This window comes from Saliphagus sp. GCM10025317 (genome assembly GCF_042663665.1).
Classification (GTDB): domain Archaea; phylum Halobacteriota; class Halobacteria; order Halobacteriales; family Natrialbaceae; genus Natronosalvus.
Genome location: NZ_JBHTAQ010000005.1, coordinates 2,342,496 through 2,362,713, shown reverse-complemented (window position 1 = coordinate 2,362,713; position 20,218 = coordinate 2,342,496). Strand labels below are relative to the sequence as shown.

General features: G+C 63.8%; 24 protein-coding genes, 1 tRNA gene and 1 pseudogene. 14 read left to right on the top strand and 12 right to left on the bottom strand.

The features are described from left to right. Positions 1 to 79: 79 nt before the first annotated feature. The 3 genes and pseudogenes from ACFQS4_RS13585 to ACFQS4_RS13575 form a co-directional block, all read left to right on the top strand. Entirely contained in the window at positions 80 to 520 is a 441-nt protein-coding gene (locus tag ACFQS4_RS13585) for a DUF5788 family protein (protein ID WP_497902005.1), read from the top strand. Continuing rightward, on the top strand, positions 520 to 2,271 hold the full coding sequence (gene polX / locus ACFQS4_RS13580; RefSeq protein WP_497902004.1) for a DNA polymerase/3'-5' exonuclease PolX: 1,752 nt from the start codon (positions 520 to 522) through the stop codon (positions 2,269 to 2,271). The genes ACFQS4_RS13585 and polX overlap by 1 nt, the downstream gene beginning before the upstream one ends. A 72-nt stretch (positions 2,272 to 2,343) precedes the next feature. Beyond that, a pseudogene (locus ACFQS4_RS13575) lies at positions 2,344 to 2,802 on the top strand (Mut7-C RNAse domain-containing protein); the annotation flags it as partial. Between the two features lie 113 nt (positions 2,803 to 2,915). On the opposite strand, the gene ACFQS4_RS13570 reads toward ACFQS4_RS13575, so the two are convergent. Next, positions 2,916 to 3,680: a PHP-associated domain-containing protein gene (locus tag ACFQS4_RS13570; RefSeq protein ID WP_497902003.1), complete on the bottom strand. Its 765-nt coding sequence runs from the start codon at positions 3,678 to 3,680 to the stop codon at positions 2,916 to 2,918. A 171-nt stretch (positions 3,681 to 3,851) separates the two neighbouring features. Here ACFQS4_RS13570 and ACFQS4_RS13565 point away from each other — a divergent pair, with 171 nt between their 5' ends. After that, entirely contained in the window at positions 3,852 to 4,145 is a 294-nt protein-coding gene (locus ACFQS4_RS13565) for a DUF7565 family protein (RefSeq protein WP_254156956.1), read from the top strand. A gap of 322 nt (positions 4,146 to 4,467) precedes the next feature. Here the strand turns inward: ACFQS4_RS13565 and ACFQS4_RS13560 are convergent, their stop codons facing one another. After that, the gene (locus tag ACFQS4_RS13560) at positions 4,468 to 4,905 is read right to left on the bottom strand and encodes a transcription elongation factor Spt5 (protein ID WP_253436230.1); all 438 of its coding nucleotides are present in this window, start codon (positions 4,903 to 4,905) and stop codon (positions 4,468 to 4,470) included. Then, the gene (locus ACFQS4_RS13555; RefSeq protein WP_253436227.1) at positions 4,905 to 5,081 is read right to left on the bottom strand and encodes a protein translocase SEC61 complex subunit gamma; all 177 of its coding nucleotides are present in this window, start codon (positions 5,079 to 5,081) and stop codon (positions 4,905 to 4,907) included. Before ACFQS4_RS13555 ends, ACFQS4_RS13560 begins: the two co-directional genes overlap by 1 nt. 137 nt (positions 5,082 to 5,218) lie before the next feature. On the opposite strand from ACFQS4_RS13555, the gene ACFQS4_RS13550 reads away from it, so the two are divergent. After that, the gene (locus ACFQS4_RS13550; protein ID WP_497902002.1) at positions 5,219 to 5,380 is read left to right on the top strand and encodes a hypothetical protein; all 162 of its coding nucleotides are present in this window, start codon (positions 5,219 to 5,221) and stop codon (positions 5,378 to 5,380) included. 442 nt (positions 5,381 to 5,822) lie between these two features. On the opposite strand, the gene ACFQS4_RS13545 is transcribed toward ACFQS4_RS13550, so the two are convergent. The 4 genes from ACFQS4_RS13545 to ACFQS4_RS13530 form a co-directional block, all read right to left on the bottom strand. Continuing rightward, positions 5,823 to 7,055 carry a mandelate racemase/muconate lactonizing enzyme family protein gene (locus ACFQS4_RS13545; protein ID WP_497902001.1) on the bottom strand — a complete coding sequence of 411 codons (1,233 nt, stop codon included), beginning with the start codon at positions 7,053 to 7,055 and terminating at the stop codon, positions 5,823 to 5,825. A gap of 249 nt (positions 7,056 to 7,304) precedes the next feature. Then, the gene (locus ACFQS4_RS13540; RefSeq protein ID WP_497902000.1) at positions 7,305 to 7,574 is read right to left on the bottom strand and encodes a DUF7553 family protein; all 270 of its coding nucleotides are present in this window, start codon (positions 7,572 to 7,574) and stop codon (positions 7,305 to 7,307) included. A gap of 101 nt (positions 7,575 to 7,675) precedes the next feature. Continuing rightward, the gene (locus tag ACFQS4_RS13535; RefSeq protein WP_497901999.1) at positions 7,676 to 8,911 is read right to left on the bottom strand and encodes an alanyl-tRNA editing protein; all 1,236 of its coding nucleotides are present in this window, start codon (positions 8,909 to 8,911) and stop codon (positions 7,676 to 7,678) included. 85 nt (positions 8,912 to 8,996) lie between these two features. After that, entirely contained in the window at positions 8,997 to 9,521 is a 525-nt protein-coding gene (locus ACFQS4_RS13530) for a helix-turn-helix domain-containing protein (RefSeq protein WP_497901998.1), read from the bottom strand. A gap of 148 nt (positions 9,522 to 9,669) precedes the next feature. Between ACFQS4_RS13530 and ACFQS4_RS13525 the strand changes: the two genes are divergently transcribed. The 7 genes from ACFQS4_RS13525 to ACFQS4_RS13495 all read left to right on the top strand — a co-directional run bounded on the left by ACFQS4_RS13525 (position 9,670) and on the right by ACFQS4_RS13495 (position 14,371). Further along, positions 9,670 to 9,754 (top strand) — tRNA-Leu (locus tag ACFQS4_RS13525). Positions 9,755 to 10,142: 388 nt separating this feature from the next. Next, on the top strand, positions 10,143 to 10,982 hold the full coding sequence (locus ACFQS4_RS13520) for a hypothetical protein (protein WP_497901997.1): 840 nt from the start codon (positions 10,143 to 10,145) through the stop codon (positions 10,980 to 10,982). A 306-nt stretch (positions 10,983 to 11,288) separates the two neighbouring features. Continuing rightward, positions 11,289 to 11,639: a HalOD1 output domain-containing protein gene (locus ACFQS4_RS13515; protein ID WP_497901996.1), complete on the top strand. Its 351-nt coding sequence runs from the start codon at positions 11,289 to 11,291 to the stop codon at positions 11,637 to 11,639. Between the two features lie 201 nt (positions 11,640 to 11,840). Then, entirely contained in the window at positions 11,841 to 12,152 is a 312-nt protein-coding gene (locus tag ACFQS4_RS13510; RefSeq protein WP_497901995.1) for an MTH1187 family thiamine-binding protein, read from the top strand. Positions 12,153 to 12,217: 65 nt separating this feature from the next. Continuing rightward, positions 12,218 to 13,162 (top strand): methenyltetrahydromethanopterin cyclohydrolase, encoded by a 945-nt coding sequence (gene mch, locus ACFQS4_RS13505; protein WP_497901994.1) that lies wholly within the window; start codon positions 12,218 to 12,220, stop codon positions 13,160 to 13,162. A 7-nt stretch (positions 13,163 to 13,169) separates the two neighbouring features. Continuing rightward, positions 13,170 to 13,676, top strand: coding sequence for a double winged helix-containing putative transcriptional regulator (locus ACFQS4_RS13500; RefSeq protein ID WP_497901993.1), 507 nt, complete (start codon positions 13,170 to 13,172; stop codon positions 13,674 to 13,676). Then, positions 13,673 to 14,371 (top strand): HAD family hydrolase, encoded by a 699-nt coding sequence (locus tag ACFQS4_RS13495; RefSeq protein ID WP_497901992.1) that lies wholly within the window; start codon positions 13,673 to 13,675, stop codon positions 14,369 to 14,371. Before ACFQS4_RS13500 ends, ACFQS4_RS13495 begins: the two co-directional genes overlap by 4 nt. Positions 14,372 to 14,389: 18 nt before the next feature. Here ACFQS4_RS13495 and ACFQS4_RS13490 read toward each other — a convergent pair whose 3' ends face one another. The 3 genes from ACFQS4_RS13490 to ACFQS4_RS13480 form a co-directional block, all read right to left on the bottom strand. Further along, positions 14,390 to 15,046, bottom strand: a complete 657-nt coding sequence (locus ACFQS4_RS13490) for an HAD family hydrolase (protein WP_497901991.1) — start codon at positions 15,044 to 15,046, stop codon at positions 14,390 to 14,392. A 108-nt stretch (positions 15,047 to 15,154) separates the two neighbouring features. Beyond that, positions 15,155 to 15,694, bottom strand: a complete 540-nt coding sequence (locus ACFQS4_RS13485; RefSeq protein ID WP_253436198.1) for a CBS domain-containing protein — start codon at positions 15,692 to 15,694, stop codon at positions 15,155 to 15,157. 68 nt (positions 15,695 to 15,762) lie between these two features. Then, positions 15,763 to 16,119, bottom strand: coding sequence for a DUF555 domain-containing protein (locus ACFQS4_RS13480; protein WP_497901990.1), 357 nt, complete (start codon positions 16,117 to 16,119; stop codon positions 15,763 to 15,765). Positions 16,120 to 16,446: 327 nt separating this feature from the next. Between ACFQS4_RS13480 and ACFQS4_RS13475 the strand changes: the two genes are divergently transcribed. Next, positions 16,447 to 16,623 (top strand): hypothetical protein, encoded by a 177-nt coding sequence (locus ACFQS4_RS13475; protein ID WP_253436193.1) that lies wholly within the window; start codon positions 16,447 to 16,449, stop codon positions 16,621 to 16,623. 158 nt (positions 16,624 to 16,781) lie between these two features. After that, on the top strand, positions 16,782 to 17,513 hold the full coding sequence (gene psmB, locus ACFQS4_RS13470; protein ID WP_497901989.1) for an archaeal proteasome endopeptidase complex subunit beta: 732 nt from the start codon (positions 16,782 to 16,784) through the stop codon (positions 17,511 to 17,513). 135 nt (positions 17,514 to 17,648) lie between these two features. Here the strand turns inward: psmB and ACFQS4_RS13465 are convergent, their stop codons facing one another. Continuing rightward, on the bottom strand, positions 17,649 to 18,977 hold the full coding sequence (locus tag ACFQS4_RS13465; RefSeq protein ID WP_497901988.1) for a hypothetical protein: 1,329 nt from the start codon (positions 18,975 to 18,977) through the stop codon (positions 17,649 to 17,651). Positions 18,978 to 19,049: 72 nt separating this feature from the next. Next, positions 19,050 to 20,162 carry a Gfo/Idh/MocA family protein gene (locus tag ACFQS4_RS13460; protein ID WP_497901987.1) on the bottom strand — a complete coding sequence of 371 codons (1,113 nt, stop codon included), beginning with the start codon at positions 20,160 to 20,162 and terminating at the stop codon, positions 19,050 to 19,052. Positions 20,163 to 20,218: the final 56 nt, after the last annotated feature.

Here is a 20,218-nt window from a genome sequence, read left to right as displayed (position 1 = left end):
CTCGCCCCTCAGGCCAGATATCGGCGGCCGTGCGAGCGCGTGACGAGGATTTTTGCCCCCTCGAGTCCCACGACGACGTGTGCAAGACTACGAGCGAAAACAGTTGCTCGAGCGCGTCAACCGGGATGGCGCGACCATCGGCGCGGACATTCCCGAGGAGATCACGATCCAGGACGAGTCGATCGATCTCCGGCAGTTCGTCTTCGAGATCAAGCGCCGGGAGACGGTTCCGGCAGGCGAACGCGAGCGCGTCGAGCAGGCCAAACGGAACCTCAGGCGGGAGCGCCTCGAGCGACTCGAGTTGATCGAAGAGGGCGACATCAGTCGAGAGGAGGGCGAGGAACTCGTCCGGTCGATCGTCGGCATCGACCGGGCGCTCAACGCCCTCGAGAACCTCGGCCCGACGGACCTCGAGCGCGAGCAACAGGCGCAGAACACGGCGGACAAGAAGCGCTGGATGTCATTCCTGAAGAAAGCGCTCGGCCGGGAGACCGACGCGGGCACGCGGAGGGGTCGCTGATGGCGACCAACGCCGAACTCGCCGCCCGGTTCGAGGAGTTCGCGGACCTGCTCGAGGCCGACGACGTGGAGTACAAACCACGGGCCTACCGGCGGGCGGCCGAGGCGATCGGCGCCCACCCCGCGCCGATTGCCGACCTGGTGAACGCGGGGAACGAGGAGGCGATCGAGGACATCGACGGCGTCGGGGACGCCATCGGGTCGAAGATCGTCGAGTACGTCGAAACCGGGAAGATCGAGGAACTGGAGGAGCTACGGGCGGACCTCCCCGTGGACATGGCCGATCTCACCCGCGTCGAGGGCGTCGGTCCGAAGACGGTCGGCACACTCTACCGCGAACTCGACGTCCGGACGCTCGACGACCTCGAGGCGGCCGCCGAGGCGAACGAGATCCGCGAAGTGTCGGGGTTCGGCGCCAAGACCGAACAGAACATCCTCGAGAACATCCCGTTCGCCCGTGAGATCGGCGAACGAAAACTGCTCGGCGAGGCCCGCCCGCTCGCAGACGACGTGCTCGCGTTCCTGGAGTCGCTCGAGACGGTCGAGCGCTGTGAGGTCGCCGGCTCGATCCGTCGGTGGCGCGAGACGATCGGCGACGTGGACGTCCTCGCGGCCACCGACGAGGCCGAGGACGTCGTCGACGCGTTCGTCTCCTGGGACTCCGTCGACGACGAAATCGAGTCCGGGTCGGCGAAAGCGAGCGTCCGCGTCGGCGAGGTCCGCGTGGACCTGCGCGTCGTGGTGCCCGAGGAGTTCGGGGCTGCGCTCCAGTACTTCACTGGGAGCAAGGATCACAACGTGACCCTGCGGAACTACGCGATCGATCGTGGGCTGAAGCTCAACGAGTACGGCGCTTTCGACGTTTCCCAGGTTGAGGACCACGAGGCGGGCCAGCGCGTCGGCGAGCGTGTCGCTGGCGAAACCGAGGAAGGGATGTACGAGGCACTCGGCCTCGAGTGGATGCCCCCGGAACTGCGCGAGGATCGCGGCGAGATCGACGCCGCTGCGGACGGTACCTTGCCGGACCTCCTCACACGCGAGGATATCCGCGGCGACCTGCACACCCACACCGAGTGGTCCGACGGCAACAACTCGATCGACGAGATGGTCACCGCGGCCGCGGAGCAGGGGTACGACTACTACGCGATCGCAGACCACGCAGAGGGGCCGGGCGTCGTCGGCGGCATGGGGCTCACGGACACCGAGATCCTGGAGCAGGTAGAGGCGATCCGCGAGGTGGACGCCGCCGCCGACCTCGAGGTGTTCGCGGGGATCGAAGCCAACGTCGACGCCGAGGGGGAAATCGGCCTCTCCGAGGACGTCATCGACGCCCTGGACGTGATCGTCGCCTCTCCCCACAGCGCGCTCGACCAGGATTCGGACGCGGCGAACGAGCGCCTGATTCGCGCGATCGAGAACCCGGCCATCGACGTCCTGGGCCACCCCAGCGGCCGCCTGCTCAACCAGCGCGAGGGCCTCTCAATCGACGCGGCCGCGCTGGGTGAGGCTGCCGCGGCGAACGACACTGCCCTCGAGGTCAACAGCAATCCCCACCGACTCGACCTGTGGGGAAGCGCCGTCCAGGCCGTGATCGACAAGGGCGCGGCGATTGCCGTCAACACCGATGCGCACAGCCCGGCGACCCTCGAGTACGTCCGCTGGGGGGCCCACACGGCCCGGCGCGGGTGGGCCGAACCCGCGGACGTGATCAACGCCTGGGAACTCGAGGAGTTGCGCGAGTTCCTGCATTGATGTACTGGTTCCGTTCCTGCACTGACGCACTGATCCTGTTCCTGCCCTAACACACTAACCACGTGATCCACCGTGACCGAACGACTCCTCGTCGACGGCATGTGCGGCGGCATCGTCGTTTACTGCCGGATGTGCGGCCACGACACGCTGTACGCTGGCGACCGCGACCTCGAGGCGGACGATCGGCTTCTCGACGTCGCGACCGATGAAGATCGAACGATCGTCACGCGAGACGTCAACCTGGCCGGCCGAAGCGAACGTGCCATCCTGCTCGAGTCACGCGATACGGACGAGCAACTGCGAACCCTCCAGGGCCGCGGTATCGACCTGTCGCTCCCCGACGAACCGCGCCGATGTGGACGGTGTAACGGCCCGCTCGAGCGCGTGTCCGAAGCGGGAACGACCGACACGCCGTCGTACGCACCCGACTCGAGCGATGTGCCGGTGTGGGCCTGTCGTAACTGTGGCCAGCACTTCTGGAAAGGGAGCCACTGGGATCGGGTTCGGCGAACGCTCGAGGCGGTGCGAAGCAGGGAACCGGCGGGCGAACGCGGCCTCGAGGGCGACGAAAACGATCGTGCGGGTGACGAAATCGGCCCTATGGGTGACCAGAGCGACCCCGCGGACGACGAACGCGGCAGCGATCAGTAGACTGAGGCGTCGTCGAACCGCCCGTCGTAGAAGACGTGATTCGGGTGGGTCGGCTCCGTACCGGAGAGGTACAGCCGATCGACCTTCTTCCACGTGTTCTCGTACGCGAGGTGGGCCAGTTCGGCCGCCGTCGTCCGCCAGCGCCGGAGGCCGTTGGCGTAGACGACCCGTCGGGGCGCGTCGGCTTTGAGCGCCGAGACGAGGTCGGTCTCGGATTCAATCGTCCGCTCGAACGCGACGTAGGCTGCGCCGACTGAACTCGAGAGGTGGGCGTACGACGAGGTAAACGGGGCGAGGTCGAGACGGTCGGCCAGGTCACTCGCTCGACGGTTGTGCGTGGGCAGATGTTTCGGATTGAAGATTTCGACGGCGTCGATACCGTTCTGAAAGCACCGGATGTCGCCTTCCGTCAGCGACACCGTTAGGTACTCGGGATGTGGCGCCAGCACCGCGGCTCCCTGTCGTTCGAATTCCGCCATCGCCCCCTCGAGGGTGATGAAATCGGGAACGGGCTCTTCGAGGCCGATCGCGAGGACGTGCTTTCGGTCGTTCCAGGAACCAGTGAACACCTCCCGTGCGGGCACGACGGTCACGTCGTCGGTACTGTACGTGCTCGCCCGTTCTCGAATCTCGGGGAGGCGAGTGAAGTGGGGGGCGTAGACGAGTACGCCGATTCCCGCCCGACGGGCGTTCTCGATTACCCGCTCGTTCAACACCTTCACGTGGAGGTCGACCCGGACCTGCTCTCCGTCGCTCACGATTCGTGGTACGCCAACCGAGGAGTTATGAATTCTGATTTATCGGCTCCCCGGAATCACTGCCGGAGACGCGTTTTCCCCTCGTCACCACCGATCGTCTCGCGATGCCCCGCTCGCAGAGCGAACTATTGCCGAAAGAACCTTTATGACCGGCCCAAGTATCACGATTGAATGGATACGGCCTGGGAATGTGGGATCGACGACTGTGGCTCGGTGTTCGAGGACGTCGAGTCGGCCATCGCCCACCAGGTGACCGCCCACGAACGGCTCGAGTGTGGCGTCTGTGGAACCATCGTCCCCGACGGCTACCTGGCGATCCGCCACGTCTTCTCCGAACACAGCCGCGCGGAGTACGTCCGCGCCTACGGCGCCGGCGCTGAGGACGTACGCCAGCGGGAGGGCCTCCTCGAGGAAATCGACGAGGTCGTCGATCAGCAACGGCTAGCCGACCACCTCGAGAGCTAGGTGTCCTTCGAACGGCCCCAAAGCCTCGAGCGCCACCGAATCGGATGAACGCCACCTGCTCACGAGTCGTTGAATTTGACAGGAGAGCCTCGAGTCGGAGGGACCAAACTCGACTGTCCCAGAAAAAACGCCGAACGCTATCGCTCGTCGGAATCGAGGACGCGAATCTGGTCCCCGCGAACCGTCACCGGAATCGGCACCGTCGCGCACCTAAATTTTCCGTCGTCGGGTAGCCTCGCTCTGCATTGGCTACCACTCCTCGCAAAATTTAGTCTAAAACTCCCTCGGCGCTCGCTTCGCTCCCGCCGAGCGAACCGACTCGCTATCGCTCGTCGGAGTCGAGGACGCGAATCTGATCGCCCCGCACCGTCACCGGAATCGGGACCGTCGCCTCGTACAACTCGACAGTCACCTGGTCCTTACCCTCATCGATGCGCTGAACCTGCGCCTTCTCGCCCTTGAACGGCCCGGCGATGAGTTCGACGATGTCGCCTTCGGCGATCCCCTCGACGTCCGGCTTGGGCGAGAGGAAGTGCTCGACCTCCGAGATGTCTGACTCGCCCGGGATGACCGTTCGAGCGTGAGGGATGTCCTCCAGGATCCGCTCGAGAACGGCGTGGCCGTCGGACTCGACCATCACGTAGGAGGTCAACGAGTCAGGGGCGAGCGCGGCGTGTACGTCCGGTTCCTCGCGGTTGATGATCATGTCGGCGACGGTCTGTTCCTGGCTGGCCGTCGTCTTGACAGCGTAGATCGGCATCAGAAGCCCCCACCGGTGAGGAACAGCATGACCACGCCGATGAGGAATCCGAGCAGGCCGACGAGCAGGATTCCCGCCCCGGCGATCTTCGACACTTGCACGAATTCCTCCCGCGTGGGGGTCGTCGCCATCTTCAGTACCCGCACGTACGAGGTGAGATCGTAGGGAACGTCCATATCTGTGTGTTCACAATGCGGGGCCTTTTATCTGTCTTTCTCTTCCGGGGGTCAATCGCTGGTCTGTACCCACTGGAGCACACCCACGTTGCAGATGACGGCCGCGCTTTCCTGACCCTGGACTGCGCACTTCACGTATGGCCGAAGACGATACCGACCGATCCGACGAGTACAAGGCCGAACGAGAGGCAGAGATCGAGGACGAACTCGAGCGAATCGATCGCGATCCGGACGACGTCGACGAGGGAGGCGACCTCGGCAAGCAGAGTGCGCCGCGTCGAGCGGACGACGAGTCCTGACGGCTGAGGCGACGGTCGTGCACTCCTATTGCCCGCTCGAGCCTACAAGCTTTCAAACCTTCGAGCGTGCGAACCTCCAAACCTCGAACAGGTGCGAACCTGACAGGGCCAGCTCCCCCACCATGAGCCGCGGTCTCTCGAGAGACGGTCGCTTCGAACTCAATACTATATAATCTATAGTATAAACGTCGAGCGTCGAGGAGTCGAAGCAGGCTCGAGTCCCGGTGGAACTCGACCGCCGAATCGGACGAACGACGCTGCGTGTGCCTGGTGAGATCGACGACACCTGCGCGCCCGGTCAAACACCGCTGAGCACAGCTCAGCAAGCACGACGAAGCTCATGCTTCGTCGAACACCTCTGAGCACAGCTCACGGGCACGACAAAGCTCACGCTTTGTCGAACAATGAAAATCTCTGATTTTCGAGTTTGACTTCGCTACGCTCAGTCAAACAACTCCGCACCATCGACCAGGTGCTCCTCGACGGCGTCCAGGTCGAGGGTGACGCCAAGTCCCGGCTCTTCGGGGATATCGATGTAGCCCTCCTCGATCACCGTCTCCTCGACGAGGTCGTCCCACCAGCCGAGTTCGTAGCTGTGGTACTCGACGGCCAGCGAGTTCGGGATGGCCGCACCGACGTGCGCCGCGGCCATCGTCGCGACCGGAGAGGCGACGTTGTGCATCGCGACGGGGACGTAGTACATGTCCGCCAGGTCCGCGATCTTGCGCGTCTCGCGCATCCCGCCGACTTTCGGCAGGTCGGGCGCGATGATGTCGACGGCCTGCCCCTCGAGGAGGCGACGCTGACCGTGCTTCCGGTAGACGTTCTCCCCCACTGTGATCGGCGTCGTCGTCGACTGGCTGACCTCGCGCTGAACGTCGTGATTCTCCGGCGGGACGGGGTCCTCGAGCCACCAGACGCTGTACTCCTCGAGGCGCCTGGCCAGTCGCTTCGCGCTACCGGCGGAGAACGTCCAGTGACAGTCGAAGGCGACGTCGGCCTTGTGGCCGACGGCCTCAGTGACGGCCTCGACGATGCTCGCCTTGTGCTCGATTTCGACGTCGCGCAGGTGGCGGTTCGCCCGATCCTTCTCGTGGCCCGAGGGCACGTCCAGGTCGAACTTCAGCGCGTCGTAGCCGAGTTCGTCGACGACGCGTTCGGCCTCGTCGGCACAGGCGATCGGATCGGCTTCCTCCTCGGTGTGGCAGTCGCAGTAGACCCGCATCTCGTCGCGGTACTTCCCGCCCAGCAGCTGGTAGGCCGGCACCTCGAGGATCTTTCCAACGAGGTCGTGGAGAGCGATCTCGATGCCCGAAATCGCCGTGACCGTCACGCCCGCGAGTGATCCCTCGCCGGACATCTTCTGGACCATGTGCTCGGTGAGCCGGTCGATGTCGAGCGGGTTCTCGCCCTGCAGGAAGGGTTTCATCCGCTCGACGAGTTCACTGACGCCAGCGCCCCAGTAGGCCTCGCCGGTGCCGACGATGCCCGCGTCGGTGTATACGCGGACGAGCGTCCACGGGAAGTTCCCGTCGACCATCGTCGTCTGAATGTCGGTGATCTCGACGTCCCGGCCGCCGCCGCGTTTCGCCGCGAGGCCCATCGTCTCCGCCGACAGTTCTCGCATCGTATACTCCGCGTTCGGATCGTGTAGCTGCGAGTAATCGATACCCATGCGCCACCATTGACTCGCATAGTAGTAAAACCTTACACTTATCCTGTCCGCAAGAGCCGAGAGAATGCGCCTATAGTTATGGAATCTGCGGGGCAGAAAAGGAGTACCCCCCTTTCCTTGCAAGCGCACTTTCTCGAGTGCGCCGGTCGAGCGGGTCGGAATTCGGGTTTGATCTTGAACACCCGAATGGTTCGTCGACGTCAGCCCGCGACCGCTCGTCGGTACCGGATCGAATGTAGTGACGTGGAGTTAGACCCCCTCGACGGTCGCTCGATAGGCCCGAATTTCCTCGAGCGCGGTGTTGATTCGGTGAGCCACGTCCTCGTCCGCTTCGCGCTGAATATCACGCAGGGAGTGCTCGAGTCGAGCGAGGCGACCGTGGTCCGGGCCAGTTGCTCGGTCGGCCAGGTCGGCCACCGTCTCGGCCTGCTCGTCGAGTCGAGTCGCCAGATCGGAGGCTGCCACGGTAGCGGCCTCCCGAAGGGTGTCGCTGGCAGCCGCGAGTTCCGTGCGAGTCATACCAGGACATTTTTCGGCCGAGACTATAATCGATTCCCCCACTTCCGGACGAGAATACGAGAGCCACCGTCGGAGCACCCACTCGAGCACGCGACGCTGCCCTAGTGTCCGTCCACGAGCGCCTCGAGGATGGCATCAGCGGAACAATCGAAGCCGCCGGCCTGAGCGAACGACGATGAACCGCCGCCACCGCCGCCGAACTCGACCGTCAGGTCGTCGACCAGCGCTCCCGCATCGACGGCCTCGTCGCTTCGGATCACGACGAAGGGGTAGTCGGTTTCGCCGACGACGGCGAGGACGTCCGCGTGCGAGTCTGGCGCTTCGCGAACGGCGTCCCCGAGCGCTTCAGGCTCGAGTCCGTCGACGCTCGTCACGAGCCACCTCTCGCCGTCCCGTTCGACGTGATCGGCCGCCTCGAGCGCTCGTTCGACGAGTTCGGCCTCGAGTGTTCGCTTGTCGGCCTCGAGGGTATCCTGGCGCTCGACGGTCTCCTCGAGGGCGTCCGATATCGAGGTGACGTCCGCCCCCAGCGTCCGCTTCGCCGCGAACGCCGCTCGCTTTTCGGCTGCTCGACGTTCGATCGCTCGCGGGCCGACGGCGAACTCGACGCGCGTGAGTCCCTCTCCGGGGTTCGACCGGTCGAGGACCGTGACGGGCCCGATTTCCCGGGTGTTTCGAACGTGAGTTCCACCACAGGCCGCGACGTCCCAGGGGTTGCTCGAGCCATTGGTCGTCCGGCCGTTGTCGTCTTTCGAGCCGATCGTGACGACGCGGACCTGCCCCCTGGAGAAGGCGCCTTCCTCCGTGGCTTCGTTGAACGCAATCTCATCGCGTTCGCGCGCGTCCGCGACCTGTACATCCTCCCAGGAGACCGGCCGGGATTCCCAGACTGCCCGGTTGACCAGGTCGTCGAGTTCGATCAGGACGTCGTCGTCGAGTTCGGTCGTCGTCTCGAGGTCGACGCGGATCTTCTCCTCGCCGATGTCGAACCCGCCGTAGCCGAGGTCCTCGAGGAGGCGCCGTCCGGCACCGTAAAGGACGTGGCTGGCGGTGTGTGCGCGCATGCAGTACATTCGGAACGACCAGTCGATCGAGCACATGACGCGGTGGCCGGCCTTGAACGACGGTGGGTCCGCGAGGACGTGGACGTGCTCGCCGTCGACGATCTGGACGTCCTCGACGGGGACGTCGCCGATCCGCCCGCGGTCGGCTGGCTGGCCGCCGCCCTCGGCGTAGAAGTACGTCGTCTCGAGCCAGACGCGCCTCCCGTCGACTGCCGTCACCTCGGTTTCGAATCGCGTTGTGTAGGGCTCGGCCGCTGCCCGTTGACCGCTCATTGGTGGCACTCCGTCGGCCTCCGATAAAAGTCTGCTCGCCGGGGCGTCTCTGGATCTGCGGAACGAATTGGTGCGAGTATGGGCACTATTCGGCGAGTTCGACCTCGAGATACGATTCGAGAGCCGTGATGAGCCCGCCGCCGACGCCGGCCTGGGTCGCTCGTCCCTGTTCGACGGCCAGCAGATCGGATTCGCGACAGCCGAGTTCCTCGGCGAGTTCTTCGCGCTTCAGTCCGGCCTCCTGGCGGGCCGCCTCGACGCGTTCACCGTAGCCGGAGACGAGGTACGGCAGCGGGTCGTCGTCGTAGTTTGTCCCTTCTTTCTCCCAGTGTTCGGAGTCGCCGTCCCAGATCGGGTTCGCGCGGGCGACGTTCTGGGCGGCCTTCTTCTTGCGGTTGGGTTCGTCCTGGGATCGCGAGCCGCTGGAGCCGGAGCCCCCCGATCGACGACTACGCTGCTTTTGCTCGTCGCTGTGGGGGGCACAGTTCGGGCAGACCTCGAGGTCGGCGCCGGCAACGGTCGCTCGACGCAGCGAGTCGCTTTCGGCGCCACAGAGCTCGCAGTTCGTCCCGCCGCCGCCGGACGACGAGCCGGTCGAGTATTTTGCCATGACTACCATTGGCCGGTCCGACATTTCAAGGCACCGTTCACTGCCCGTCGATTACCGGTTTCTGTGTGACGGCCCCCCAGAGTCCGCGGCAAAAGAAAGGGCTTTTATATGCCCGTTGGATATCGGAAAGTGCAGAAAGACGCCGCGAGCGTGGGTAGCCAAGCTAGGCCAACGGCGCAGCGTTGAGGGCGCTGTCCCGTAGGGGTCCGCCGGTTCAAATCCGGTCCCACGCATCGCATGCGCGGTCGTATCACGACCGCGAAACGTGAGGCGGCAACGCCGCCGAACGAGACGATGCAGGTGATTTCCCTTCGCGGACATCACCCACGCATAATCCTTTCCGACGAACCACTTACTCGAGCGACAGCGCTGTCCCGTAGGGGTTGCCGGTGAGCCATTTGTCCGTCGAGCGCGAGCGCCGTCTACGGGCGGCTGGTATCCGTACTCCGTACAATCTGTGAACGTTAACGCAAGTATTGTGTTTCGTAGGCTCGCTAGCCGAAGCCTGATTTCGGTGTCTATTGATTTACCCGCCAGTGAGAAAGCGAGATACGGGGATCGATCTAGATATTTCCCCCTCTTGGCCGATGGAGATATCACTCCTTAAATATTAATGGAATCATGAAGAGGAGGGAATTTGCTGCTATCATTGCCAGTGGACTATCACTGGCAAGTGGCTGTACAGGGTTATCGTCAACAGGTAACAACCAAAACAGTTCAGACGTCTTCCAGAGCTATAGCTACGAGCGAACAGAGCTAGTGGTAAGATTCCAAGACGAGGCTACGGTCGAGAAGGCCGTACTGGTCGACCGAACCGCTGATGAGCAATATCAAACTATCAGTCACCCTTCTGATAGCGTTCGGTTTGATGTCGTGTTCCCTGACAGACTAGCGTCGTATATTTCGAAAGACCTCTACGTGGAAGCCAAAACCTCTGACGGTTGGGTTAGTCAGTGGGTTTGGGAACCAGTCCATGGAGTCGCACAAAATATTGAGGTGCAATCAGACGGAAGGGCTTCCTTCGATATTCACAATACAGGCACCGCTCCTCTTCTGGTCCGGTTTGTCGGAATGTATGGGAACGTTCCAAACCCGACTGTCGATCTCCAGAGTGAGTCGTTTGATCGCGGTTCTTTCGAACTAGGACCAGGTGTCGTTGGCGCTGGTCGTAGCCGGCCGCTCAATCCATCGAGGACAGATCTCGTTGTTGGCCCGGGCGAGACTGTTCCGTTCGAAACAATATATCGCCCCTTTGCGTTTGTGGATGGCGCACCTGACGGTGCTTGTGACGGCACAGAACGGAATGGAGAGATCGGAATCTTCCATTCGTCCGGCAAGATAGCTTCGTATACGTTCACGTATAGTGCGAGTGGTGGTCCTGTCGCTGTCGGTGGCGAGACCGATGAGGCTGCCAGCCAGCAGAAAGTCGAGAAGTGTGACACAGTAACCACTTCCAGGTGACATTGTTGTTGGATCTGGTGAATGGCCAGACACGGGTTTCCTCTGGTAGGTGACAACCAATTCGATGGTTAGATCGAACCCATGAGGATGGTCTCTCGGCACCACGCTCAAGCATACACTGTGTTGACGAGCGCGCGTCTGATCTGAACGATCGTAGTTTTCCGGTCGACCCAGGAAACCGTCACGAGGTGTTGACGGTGTCTCTCGAGAGCAATACAGGCCGCCGAACCGTTTCTCGGGCCGATTGACTTTTGTGTCCGGACCCGGTACGGACACCTGGAAAACTGCGTAGCCCTTTGTACCGATATGCAAACTGAAATCCCTCCCCCAGACAGCACGAACGACTCGAATTACGACCAGGCGAACGGCCGGTACGTCTTTCGCTACGACCCCGACGGCACGGCGACGTTGACGACGACGATCGTACACGCCCTCTCGAGCATCGCGAACGTCGACGTCTCCCAGGGCGAGTTCTCGCTGTACGACAGCATCGACCCCGACGCCCTCGAGCGACTGTTCAGCCCGAAGAACGACGGCGGACGACGACTCGACGGCCACGTGTGCTTCAGCGCGCTCGAGCACGAAGTGTACGTCTTCGCCAACGGCGATATCTTCGTCTACCCGCCGACTGGCAGCGGCCAGTCACCGCTTCGCTGACGACCGACACTGGTAGTGGCGTCCAGCGTCAGCCATACCACCCGTATCGGTACCGCCCCGGGCTACTCGAGCGTTGCATTCTCGATTTTCGTCGACCTCAGTATCGTCGAACTCGTCATCGAGACACTGGTCTCCACATTGGGCTATTCACAACCCCGCCCAACGGACAGGTATTTCTATTCGCTCGGTATCGGATCGACCATGACGGTCATCGGCTTTCTGAGCACGGCACCGGTCGTCGAAGACAGCATGTCCGAAGCGGTCGCGAACGCCATCGACGCGCTCGAGGACTACGACGTCGAGTACGAAACTGGTCCGATGGGAACGACCATCGAGGCCGAAGACGTCGGCGAGCTGTTCGCCGCGGCGCAAGCGGCCCACGAGGCCGTCGACGGCGACCGCGTCAGTACCTTCCTCAAGATCGACGACAAGCGGACAAGCGACGAGTCGGCGGCGGCGAAGGTCGACGCTGTCGAGTCCCACCTCGAGCGTCCGGCGAGAAGTCGTGAGTAGTCGCGAGTAATCGCCCCTGGCCACAACTAACAAACGGTTTGAAGGCGGAGCGAGTAGCCCGAGCCATGGAGAGTCTCAACCGGATGGCCATCGAACTCGTCGACGAGGCCCTCGAGTTCACCGAGGAGCTGAACGTGGGCGCGTACGAACTCGAGAACGAGACGACGGTGCTCGACTTCGGCCTCGAGTTCGACGGCGGTATCGAAGCGGGACTGCTGTGTACGGAGATCCAGACGGCTGGACTCGCGACCCCGAGTCGCGACCTCACGGAGATTGGCGGCGCGCCCATCCCGCACGTCGAACTCTCGACGGACCAGCCCGGACTGGCGTTACTCTGTTCACAGAAAGCGAGCTGGGAACTCGCGACCGAGGACTTCGAGGCACTGGGGAGCGGTCCAGCCCGCGCACTCGTCGCCGAGGAGACGGAGTTCCGCCGCATCGGCTACACCGACGCCTTCGACCTGACGGCGCTCGCCCTCGAGACCGACGAGCAACCGACGGAGGCCGCTTCCGAGCAGGTGGCCGCCCTCACGGGCGTCGAGACCAGCGGCGTCTTCCTGCTGGCCTACCCCACTGCCAGCGTCGTCGGGAGCGTCACGAACGCGGCCCGCGTGGCAGAGCACGCGACGTTCAACCTCGTCGAACTCGGCTACGATCCGCTCGACGTCGTCTCCGCGACCGGGCGCGCGCCGGTGCCGCCGGTCGCCGACGACGAGCAGGCGGCCATCGGCCGGACGAACGACGCCGTCGCCTACGGCGGGACGGCCCACCTCGTGGTCCGCGAGGACTTCGACGCCTTCGACGCGGTCGTCTCGAGCGCGCGCGAGGAGTACGGCACGCCGTTCGCCGACATCTTCGAGGATCGAGACTGGTCGTTCAAGGAGACGTCGGCCGACCTGTTCGGCCCGGCGAAGGTGACCGTGGACGTCCTCGGCGGCCCGACGTACGTCTACGGCGAGACGGACGAGGACGTCCTGGTCGACTCCTTCGGCCTCGACGCCGACCGCTGAGGTCCGTATGCAGTTCAAACTCGTCCCCGAGGCGCCCGAGGACCTCGCGTACGTTGAAACTGTCCAGCAAGCCGTTCCCCTCGTTCCCGGCACCGAGGACGACTGCTGCGCCCGGATCATGCGCGAGACGGGAATCGGCCCGCGAGACGAGGCCCGGACCTGGCTAACCTTCCTCCGGGCGCTCGAACTCGCTCGAGAGGGACAGGCCGGGTTCTACCGCGAACGGGTCGACCCCGACCCCGACCACCTCCGCGAGGCGTTCCGCGAGCGCGTTTACGGCGTGCCCGCCGTCCTCGGGATTCTCGAGACCACCGACGGACTGCTCTCGGTCGACGCCGTCTTCGAGACGTTCCGCGACGAAATCCCGGCCTACGAACAACACAAACACCGAACCCGGCTGCAGGAAATCTGGGGCGAGCGCGTCCGGCGACTGCTCGAGTGGGCGGTCCTGTTCGACCTTGCCGAGCGAACGTCCGAGGGGTACGCTCGAGACGTAGGGAGAGGGAACGAATGACCGCGCCCACGACGCCCGTCGACGCCGTACTGTTCGACCTGGACGACACCCTCTGTCGCTACCGCCGGTCGCCGGCGGCCGTCCTCGAGCGAGCGTTCGAGCGCGCCGGCGTCGACCCACTCTTCGAGCCGTCGGCGTACCACGACCGGTACGACGACTACCTGGAAGATAGCTCGAGCGTCGCTGACCTGCGTGAACGGTGCTTCGGCGACCTGGCGGTCGAAGCGGACTTCGAGCGGGACGTCGGTGTCGCCGTCGCGGAGGCGTTCGCCGCCGAGCGCGACCAGCGAGCGGTCGATCCGCTTTCGGGCGTTCCCGACGTCATCGAGACGCTGAGCGAGGAGTACCGACTCGGCCTCGTGACCGACGGCGACCCCAAAATGCAACGTGAGAAACTCGCCGCCGTCGGCCTCACCGACGCGTTCGAGACGACGGTCTTCGCGGGCTACGACACGGCGCCGAAGCCCGACCCGGAGCCGTTCGGACGGGCGCTCGAGACCCTCGAGACGGATCCGGATCGCGCGGTGTACGTCGGGAACTCCCTCTCGAGCGACGTCGCGGGTGCTCGAGCGGCCGGGATTCGGTCAGTTTGGGTGCCCCCGGAGCCAGACGCTCCCGCGGAGCCGACGCCCTGCCCGGACTACACGCTCGAGTCGCTGGCGAATCTCGAGCAGCCACCCTGGCTCGAGTCGTAACGACGTCTGGCCCAGCAATTACCGATCGTCGCCGGTCTCCAGTAGCGGAAGGAGCATGGCGGCGAGGGCGTCCGTCCCCCTGGCAGCGACCGACGCGTCGGGTCGCTCCTCGTCACCGACGTACACCGTCTCGAACCCCTGCTCTTGGGCCGGGACGATGTCGTGTTCGTACGTATCTCCGATGTAGAGGTACACGTCCGCTGGCAGGCGCGCCTTCGCTTCCTCGAAAATGGCGGGGTCGGGCTTTCGGGCGCCCAAGTCGTTCGAGACGATGACCTCGTCGACGATCTCGTCGAGGCCGTGCTCCTCGATCTTGCGCCACTGCATGGGTCCATCCCCGTTGGTGAGAATGCCCGTCCGATGTCGGTCGGCGACGGTCTCGAGGAGGCGGCGAACCGCGGGGTTAATGGTCATCGACGCTGCTTCGAGGGCGACGTACTCAGCGGCGAGCGACGGCGGATCCCCCGAAATCCCGTAGCGTTCGTAGACCGCTTCGAACGCCTGCTCGTAGGGATCGGGTTCGATCCCGGTAATGCCCTCGAGCACCCGATCGGAGAAGAATTCGGCCAGTTCCGGGGACGGGTCCTCGGGGAGGACGCCGGCGAGCAACTCGTCGAACGGCGTCGTGTACTCGAGGAGCGTGCCGTCGAGGTCGAAGTAGACGGTCGTCGTCATGGCGAGACGAGGAGAGCGATTCGAAAAGGTCGTTTCGGTTCGTGCGTACAATGTCCGGAGAGACGAACCGGGAGAGACACCGGAGAGTTAAGTCGGTAAAGACAACGATCAGGACAGCCGCGCCGCCAAATCCGCCTCGGTGATGATGCCGACGGTCTGGCCCGCCTCGGTGATCATGACGGCCTTGTAGTGCTCGAGGAGGTTGCTAATCTCGTCGAGGGTCGCATCCTTCGAGACCGTCGGGAAGCTCTCGGCCATGTGTTCGGCCACGGGTTCGTTACGGTCCTCCTCGTCCAGGTGTACCAGTTCCGTCTGGCTGATCGACCCCACCGGAATTCCGTCCTGGATGACCGCCAGTTGCGAGTACGCCTCCCGTTCCATCTGGTGGGCGGCCTCGCTGACCGGATCGTCGGGGGCGACGCTGACCACGTCTTCGTGCATGAGGTCGTCCGCACGGATGATGTCGCCCTCGGCGTCCTCGAGAGCGTTGACGATCCGACGCAGGGTCGAGAGTCGCGGGTCGACGTCGCCGCCCTCGATGCGGGCGATCAGTGGCTGGGAGACGTCGGCCCGGTTAGCCAGTTCGCTCTGGGTGAGTTCCAGTTCGTTCCGGCGCTGTCTGAGGTCCGTCGGCGTCGGCAGGTCCATACCGGCACATAACCGCGGGTTATAGAAATGTGTTTGGGTGGGACGGTCTCGAGAATCCGCCGTTGGGATCAGTCGTCGTCTTCGTCGAGTTCGAAGATTTCGACGACCGACAGTGGCACGTCCCGAAGCGCCCCGCCGATCTCGCTCTTCGCGATCCGGGAGGCGTGCTCCTCGCTGTCGGCGTTGAAGACGTCCATCTCGAGGGCGAGCCCGACGAGCGCGGTTTCGGCCGCGATGAACGCCGAGTCGAACGGTTCGCCGCAGGCGGGACAGCCCGTCGCGCCGACCTCGACCTCGACGTACTCCATATTCTCGCTGTTGAGTCGCTTTCCGGCTTCGCTGACGGCGACGCCGATTGCGTCGTCAATCGCCTCGACGTCGCGAACGAGCCACGCGGCTTCCATTGCGACGAGATAGTTGGCCATACCCATTGGTCGGGCCCCGGGGTTTCCTGCTTTGCGGTTTGGCCGCGCTCCATTCGTTGCCGAAACCGACCTTGGAGCCGAGTGCTCGTACGGCCGATCACCGCGCACGGTTGGCCTACGTTGGCCATAAGTTATGGAAATTGCCCCGGTGTATTGGCGTCTGGATACCCATCCCTCGAGCGGAAACGCGGGTCCAGTTTCTCTTTCCACAACTGTACTTGAACCGCAATACGGCGGCGACTTCAATCCTCCCTGATTAATCATCAACTCGCTGTCGGGGCAACAAGGCTTATATATACACCTGATCTGACCATCGACCGAACGCCGATGATATCCCGCGTGTACTACGCGTCCCTGTTCGCACTGTATCAACTGTGCATCGCAGTCGGTATCGTCATGATGCCGCTCGCGGTCGCCGCCCGCCAGGCCGGGATCTCGATCCCGATCCACAAGATGCTCGCCACCGTCGGTGAGGCCTACGAGAACGCCCAGCCGGAGCCCTGAACGTACACCGTTTCTGCCCTTCCATACCTCGAACCTCGAACCTCGAGCCGTCGTGAACGACCCGACCTCGAGCCTCCGCGTTACGCGACGCGGCGAAACCGGAACGAAGCGCGGTGACCGCCGATGTTTTATACCCTGTCGGCCGTAACATGCGGATAATGCGAACGCCATCCCACGACTCCGAGTTCTCTCGCACCGTCGACCAGCTGGCGAACGAGCCCTCGCCGTACGAGCCGGAACTCGGCTCGCTCCCCCAGAACGGCCTCTCGCAGGCCGAACTGGACAACGTGAACAAGACGGGGACCACGACGATCGGCATCACGACGGCCGACGGCGTCGTCATCGCGACCGACATGCGCGCGAGCCTCGGCGGTCGCTTCGTCTCGAACAAGAACGTCCAGAAGGTCGAGCAGATCCACCCGACCGGCGCGCTCACGATGGTCGGCAGCGTCGGCGGCGCCCAGTCGTTCATCAAGAGCCTCCGCGCCGAGGTCAACCTCTACAGCGCCCGACGCGGCGACGAGATGAGCATCGACGCGCTCGCCACTCTCGCGGGCAACTTCGCCCGCGGCGGCCCGTTCTTCGCCATCCACCCCATCCTGGGCGGCGTCGACGCGGAAGGGAGCCACGTCTACAGCATCGACCCCGCCGGCGGCGTCATGGAAGACGACTACACCGTCACCGGCTCCGGCATGCAACTCGCCTACGGCCACCTCGAGCAGGCCTACGAGGAGGGCCTTTCGAACGACGAGGCGATGACCATCGCCGCCCGGAGTATCAAGTCCGCCGCCGAGCGCGACACTGGCTCCGGCAACGGCGTCTTCCTCTGTGAGATTACCGAAGACGGCGTCGAGATCCACGGCCACAACGACTTCGAAGAAGTCATCTGAGTGGGCGAGGTCTGAGCGAGCGAACCCATTTTCCCGTCCTCTGTGAGTATTGAGCGTCGCGTCTTTCCTGAGGTGTGCTGGGCGTCTTTTCGAGTGGTCGTGTCGATCGATCCGTAACCCAAAGCCGATAGCGACTCAGTACCCCTTGACAACTTGCTCGAGCAAGATCGCCTCCATCCTGCCGTTCACACCGACGACGACGATCCGGTCTTCCGCGTCGGTCGAGATCGTGTAGGTTGCGCCGACCGAGGGATCGTCGTCGGTTCGAACCGTCTCCCCGTTTCGACTGATCCGCAGACCGTCGAGGTGTTCGATCGCGGTGACCGTAATCACGGCCTCACCGTCCTTCTCGTTCAGGCTGAGGCCCGCCTGTGGTCGGGTATGGCGCATCACGTCCGCCGGCGGTTCGAAATAGTTGAACGCCGTCGTCTCGATCCACCCCTCGTAGACGGCCACGCGGTCGGTCGTCCACACCGACGTCTCGTTGTAGTACTCGAGTGGAAGCCACGATTCGATATGGGAGCGTGGGCGCTCTTCGTGGAGCGTTTCCAGATCATCGTATATCCAGGCGGTCGATAGCTCCGTGCGTTCGGCCCCAAACGACCAGGAAACGATGAACCCACCCGGTTCGTACGATGGTCGCCCGGTACTGTCAGTAGCGAGACAAAATAAATACGAACTTTCCCCGCTCGGGACGATCGCTTCCTCGAGCACCTCCAGGAGCGTGCCGACGTCGTCGTGCGTCTCGGGAAGTGTGGCGCCTGACGCCCCTCCCGTTTCCAGGAGCGACCCAACCGACAACGTCGACGAATCCACAGCGTTCTCGTCGATCGGCCCCGCTGTGGGCGCGGCAACGAGGGTGGACGGACCGACGGCAACGGCCGAGTCCTCCAGCAGTACCCTGTCGCCGTCCTGGATGGAGACGCCGTCGTACACTTCGTACGCTCCGTGGCTGCTCGCGTCGGCGTACCCTGCTGTTTCGATGGCGTCGGTGACGCCACTCGGATCGAACGAACCGTAAAGAATCTCACCCACGTTTAGATTGAGGTACCGGTCCAACTCTTCACTCGAGATGCCGAGTGCGCTGTACGCTTCGACGGCCTTCTCGAGTTCGGCTCGGTCGACGCTCGAGGCCGTGGCAGACATGTCGTAGGCGGCCTGGACGTCGATCTCGAGGAATCCTGGAGTCCCATCGTAATCGTAGGCATCCACCGCCGGCGTCCACTGGCGAAAGAGCGGTTCGTCACGTGCTTCATAGGTCTCCTCGGCCTCGTCGTCGGTGTTGGACTGGTCGTCGGTTTCGGACTCGTCATCGACGCCGTCGGTGTCAACGGTCGAATTCGAGCGTTCGTTGTTCGCGTCGTCGTCACTGTCTCGAGAATCGGACGTCAGACACCCCGCGACCGCGGTGACTCCACCGAGGGCCAGTGATTGCAACAACCGTCTTCGGCCAGCATCATTCATTACGATACGCTCCACTCCTGAATACAGGGCGAAAAGTATTTCTAAATGATACGAGCGTCGGGCCAACCTGAGTTAGTCCATCCGACGGGTCGCCCTGGGCGTGTCCTCGAGGCGAATTGCGCGCCCCGTCTCGCTCGAGCGATAGATCGCGTCGATGACCCGCTGAACGGCCAGGGCCTCGTCGACCGTGTTGACCGTCGCTTCCTCTCCCGCGGCGACCGTCTCGAGGAAGACGCGATCCTGTTCGTAGTGGCCGGTTACCGACGCGTCGCCGGTGAGCTGGGTGTCCGCGTAGTGGTCACAGCCCGCGGTGCCCGCCTCGAGCAACTCGAGATCCGAATCGCCGATTTCGAACCGTGCGCCGGCGTTGCTCCCCCGGACGTGGAACTCCTGGCTGGGGTCGCGGTTCGTCGCCCAGCCAGCCTCGAGGGTGATCGTTCGCCCGTCGGCACAGCGGATAAACGCGCTGACGGAATCGTCGACCTCGTAGGCCTCTGACTGCGCGTCCCAGTTGTTGCCAAAGCCGTCGGGATCGGCGTACTCCTTCTGGGTTCCGAACGTGCTCCGGGCCGTGCCGGAGACCTCGAGTACGTCCGGGAAGTCGAGCATGTAGAGCGCGAGGTCGATAGCGTGGACGCCGATGTCCAGTAACGCACCGCCCCCAGCGAGGTCGGGGTTCGTGAACCAGGAACCGGGGCCGGGAACGCCGCGCCGACGGATGTAGTTGGCTTCAACGTGGGTTAGACGGCCGAATCGGCCTTGAGCCTTGTACGCGTCGAACATCGCGGCCGACGCGGCGTGGCGGTTGTGAAAGCCCACCATACAGATTCCGTCCGCCCGTTCGGCCGCCTCGGCGAGACGCTCGGCGCTCTCGAGAGTGTGCCCGAGTGGCTTCTCGACCAGCACGTGGCGACCGGCCTCGAGCGCGGCCACCGCGATCGGCTCGTGGAACTTGTTTGGCGTCGTGACGACGACCACCTCGACGCGCTCGTCCTCGAGCATGGCGTCGTGAGAGTCGTACGTTTCGGCGCCGAATTCGGCACCGAACCGTTCGCGCTGTTCTGCAATCAGATCGACACCGGCGACGATATTGGCGCCCTCCTGGCGCATGTTCGAGGCGTGGAGTTGCCCCATCCCACCGAGGCCAACGATCCCGACGCCGATTCCGGTGCCGACGCCGGTCATCGAGTAACCCCCGATTTACCGGCTCGTGTTCGGGTAATGCCCGATTTCATCTGAAA